Origin of the sequence: Rhodococcus sp. TAF43, from assembly GCF_052113525.1 — a bacterium.
GTDB lineage: Bacteria > Actinomycetota > Actinomycetes > Mycobacteriales > Mycobacteriaceae > Prescottella.
In genome coordinates, this window is sequence record NZ_JBFRDL010000103.1 from 1 (window position 1) to 3,476 (window position 3,476).

At 64.4% G+C, this 3,476-nt stretch carries 2 protein-coding genes; both read left to right on the forward strand.

The features are described from left to right. Window positions 1–310 precede the first annotated feature (310 nt). Window positions 311–1,303 (forward strand): hypothetical protein, encoded by a 993-nt coding sequence (locus tag AB4Z09_RS28850; protein WP_442241367.1) that lies wholly within the window; start codon window positions 311–313, stop codon window positions 1,301–1,303. Continuing rightward, window positions 1,293–2,756: a hypothetical protein gene (locus AB4Z09_RS28855; protein WP_442241368.1), complete on the forward strand. Its 1,464-nt coding sequence runs from the start codon at window positions 1,293–1,295 to the stop codon at window positions 2,754–2,756. The genes AB4Z09_RS28850 and AB4Z09_RS28855 overlap by 11 nt, the downstream gene beginning before the upstream one ends. Window positions 2,757–3,476: the final 720 nt, after the last annotated feature.

Genomic DNA, 3,476 nt, shown 5'->3' on the forward strand with positions numbered 1-3,476 from the left:
CATCTACGGTTATGACGCTGTCTCTGATGTCGCATCTACGGTTATGACGCTGTCTCTGATGTCGAACTGGCCGAGAAGCTCACTCTGCATGAGGATCTCGTTCGTCTTGAAGGCCACCTCGACCTGCCCAATCACGATGCCGCTGGCGTGGTCCATCGCCGCCAAAGGGGCGGCCGTCGGGGGATGGCCGCAGTTGGGGGAATCATGGCGGAGCCAGTCACTTCGAAACAATCGGGTGCGTCCACCTTGTCACTCGTGGCCGATACTCTCTTGTCGCCAGGACACACAGCACCGGAGTTCGGAGATCTCGATGGTTGAACCGCTCAGGATGGACAAGGCCAAGCAGGGCTTCGACAAGGCTGTCGGCGGCTTCGGCAAGTTCGCGCGGAGTAGCTCAAAGCAGCTGGTCGAGCAGACCAGCGATCTCAAGGACGCCGCTGTGGACACCGTCGAGAAGCTGACCGCGAAGAAGCCCGGCCCCTACGAGGAGGCCATAGCCGAGTACAACGGCGCGTTCACCTCGATGAACGACAAGGGCCTTTCTCTCCTACGCCAGCGCGAACGCTCGACGGACCTGATCGAGCTCGTCGAGCTGCTGGTGAACAGCATCGTCAACACCCCGAAGGCGTTCGAGACCGACTTCGACGAGATCGACATCCACAAAGCCCAGTTCCTTGCGGCGGAGGAGTTCGCACGGAAGGACCTCGAAGCCGCGCGAAAGTCGGCGGCCGGCGCCACTGCCGGGTTCACCGCGGGCGCCGCGGTCGCGAGCATGGCCCCGACAGCTGCGCTATGGGTCGCCACCACCTTCGGCACCGCATCGACCGGCACCGCGATCTCCGCACTCTCCGGGGCTGCTGCGACCAACGCCGCTCTCGCCTGGCTCGGCGGAGGGGCTGTCGCGGCCGGCGGCGGAGGCACTGCGGCAGGCGGCGCCTTGCTCGCCCTCGCCGGCCCCATCGGCTGGACGGTCGCGGGGGCCACCCTCCTCGCGTCAATCGCTCTGTTTACCAAGAACAAGTTCGAGAACCGCGAGGCGAAGCAAGAGGCGCTGACCTCGGTGAAGCAGAACACCGCGCTCATCAATGGCATGGACGCCCAGATTGATGACTTCCTCCGGCGCACCGCCTCCCTTCGCGAGCTGCTCGTGCAGAGTTACAGCGAAGCGCTGAGGTGCTTCGGCGCCGACTTCCTCGCGCTGTCCGCGCCCCAGCAGTCCCAGCTCGTCGCGCTGGTGAACAACACAAAGGCATGCGCGGCCCTGCTGAACAAGCGCATCGAGCAGGGCGCCGATGATGAGTGACGCGGTAAAGCTTGGGAAGAGCAACCAGGAACAGGCTGTCGCCGCCTGGGTGAACTACCTCAACCAGCTCCGGCTGGACAACCTGCTGAGCGCTCTCAACCGGCAGGACATGAACCTGAAGGACGCGCTAGCCAGCGTCGACGAGGCGATCCGGAAGATCGACCTTGAGGTGGTCGCCACCAACCGTGGCGGAGTGAAGGGCATGCACGGCTTCATCGCCGAGGTCGCAGAGGTGGGCGTCGGCAATGCTCGGAGCCAGATCCGCGGTGGGGACGCTGTCTACCAGTGGGTGAATGACAACGGTCCCGTGGACCTGATGCGTAGCGGCGTAGAGATCCAGCAGAAATTCGTCGCGGCTGGCGGCCGCTTCGGCCTCGGCGCGATCTCGGAACACCTCCAGAAGTATCCCGACTTCGTCGAGAGCGGCGGGAAATACCAGATCCCCCGCGACCACTTCGAGGTGATCCAGAAGCTGCACGCCATGCCACGGGAGGAAGCTGGCAAGCTCCTGACGCTCGGTGGCGACGGCCCATCGCTCAAGGACTGGGCGCGAGTCCAAGCCTTCTTCGAGGAGGGATCTGTCGGCATCGAGTCGCTCGAGCCCTCGCACCTGAAGTACTCCGAGGTTCAGAAGGGCGCCTATGGCGCGACTCTGGAGACGGAGGAGGATTCCCTCCGCTCCACCGACCAGTCCCTGCGGGACGATGCCTATCAGGAAAGCCGGCCGACCCTGCGGGAGGGTGCGAAGGCCACGCTTGCGGCCGCCGCCATCGAGGGCGGGACCGCCTTGGCGCTGGCCGTGGTCGAGAAACGCCGTGCGGGCAAGCAGCTCAGAGATTTCACTGGCGAGGACTGGGCCGACATCGCGGGCGAAAGCGGTTTCGGCGTCGCCAAGGGCGGTGTCCGAGGGTTCAGCATCTACTGGCTCACGAACTTCACCGCCACCTCCGCAGCCGTCGCCAGCTCGATCGTCACCGCGGCCTTCGGCGTCGCGGAGCAGGCGAACAAGCTCCGTCGTGGCGAGATCGATGAGCTGGAGTTCATCGAGAACGCGGAGCTCGTCTGCCTGGAGACCGCCATCAGCGCCCTGTCCTCCTTCGTCGGGCAGGCTCTCATCCCAGTGCCGGTCCTCGGCGCCGTGATCGGCAACACCGTCGGCATCATCATGTACAAGGCCGTCTCGTCCTCCCTCTCCAAGCGGGAGGCTTCGCTGATCTTGCACTACGTCGGCGAACAGCGGGCGCTCGACGAGGAACTCGCCGCTGAGTACCAGGAGCTCATCGAGAAGCTCGATGCGAGCATGTCCGACTACCTCGGGGTGCTCGAACGGGCCTTCTCCCCTGACGTGGAGGTCGCCCTCCTCGGATCCGTCGAGCTCGCACTTGAGCTCGGGGTGGCTTCGGAAGAGGTCTTGAATTCCGACGAGAAAGTCCTCGCGTACTTTCTCGACTAGCGAGGCAGAGACCTTGCGCTGGAGCGCGTGTTGCGTGATGGCACCGGCGGCGTCAGGCATGAACGTGTGATCGTGCAGGCGAAGTACTGGCTCTCGAAATCTGTTGGGATGGCGGAGATTGCCGCCAACGATGCTGCAGTGAAGCTTTGGCAGCCGCCCGTTGTTCGAGGGCTACTGATTGTCACGAGCGGACGGATCTCGTCGGATGCGGTTGCATGGGTCTCATTGTTCTGGGTTGAATCCGTCTCAACCAATGCAATTGCGCAGGTGAAAATCTCAAGATTTGACGACGGAGGCAGCTGCGCCGGGATGAGTTCGGTGCGTACCGGGCGGCGCAGCGATCAGATCGGCGGCCCGCCGAACGATCGACTACCAAAACGGAGGTGGCCCCGGTACCCATGGGTACCGGGGCCACCGCTGCTGGCTGCCGCGATACGGCTCCTACTGGCCGGCGCCAGTCCGGCCGCTATGGCACGTGCACATGGCTTCTCGCCTGGTGGCGCTCAGGGCGAAACGAGAGATATAGCGTGCCAGCACGAGCACACCGATACCGAACACGACCAGCCTGGTCCTCCCCGCGGTGTCGAGGTGTTGCCAGGTCGCGACTAGTACTGCAACGGCACTTATAGCGGGTGTCCGCGGGTTCGGTAGTGGCAGGTGCGGGCCTGGTGTTGTCGGCGTCGTCGCCAGCGTGACCAGGACCAGACGTGGCCATCGGGG

Bases quoted from the DNA above. Each gene is read 5' to 3' on its own strand.
- AB4Z09_RS28850 (WP_442241367.1), top strand. From the start codon at position 311: ATGGTTGAACCGCTCAGGATGGACAAGGCCAAGCAGGGCTTCGACAAG.
- AB4Z09_RS28855 (WP_442241368.1), top strand. From the start codon at position 1,293: ATGATGAGTGACGCGGTAAAGCTTGGGAAGAGCAACCAGGAACAGGCT.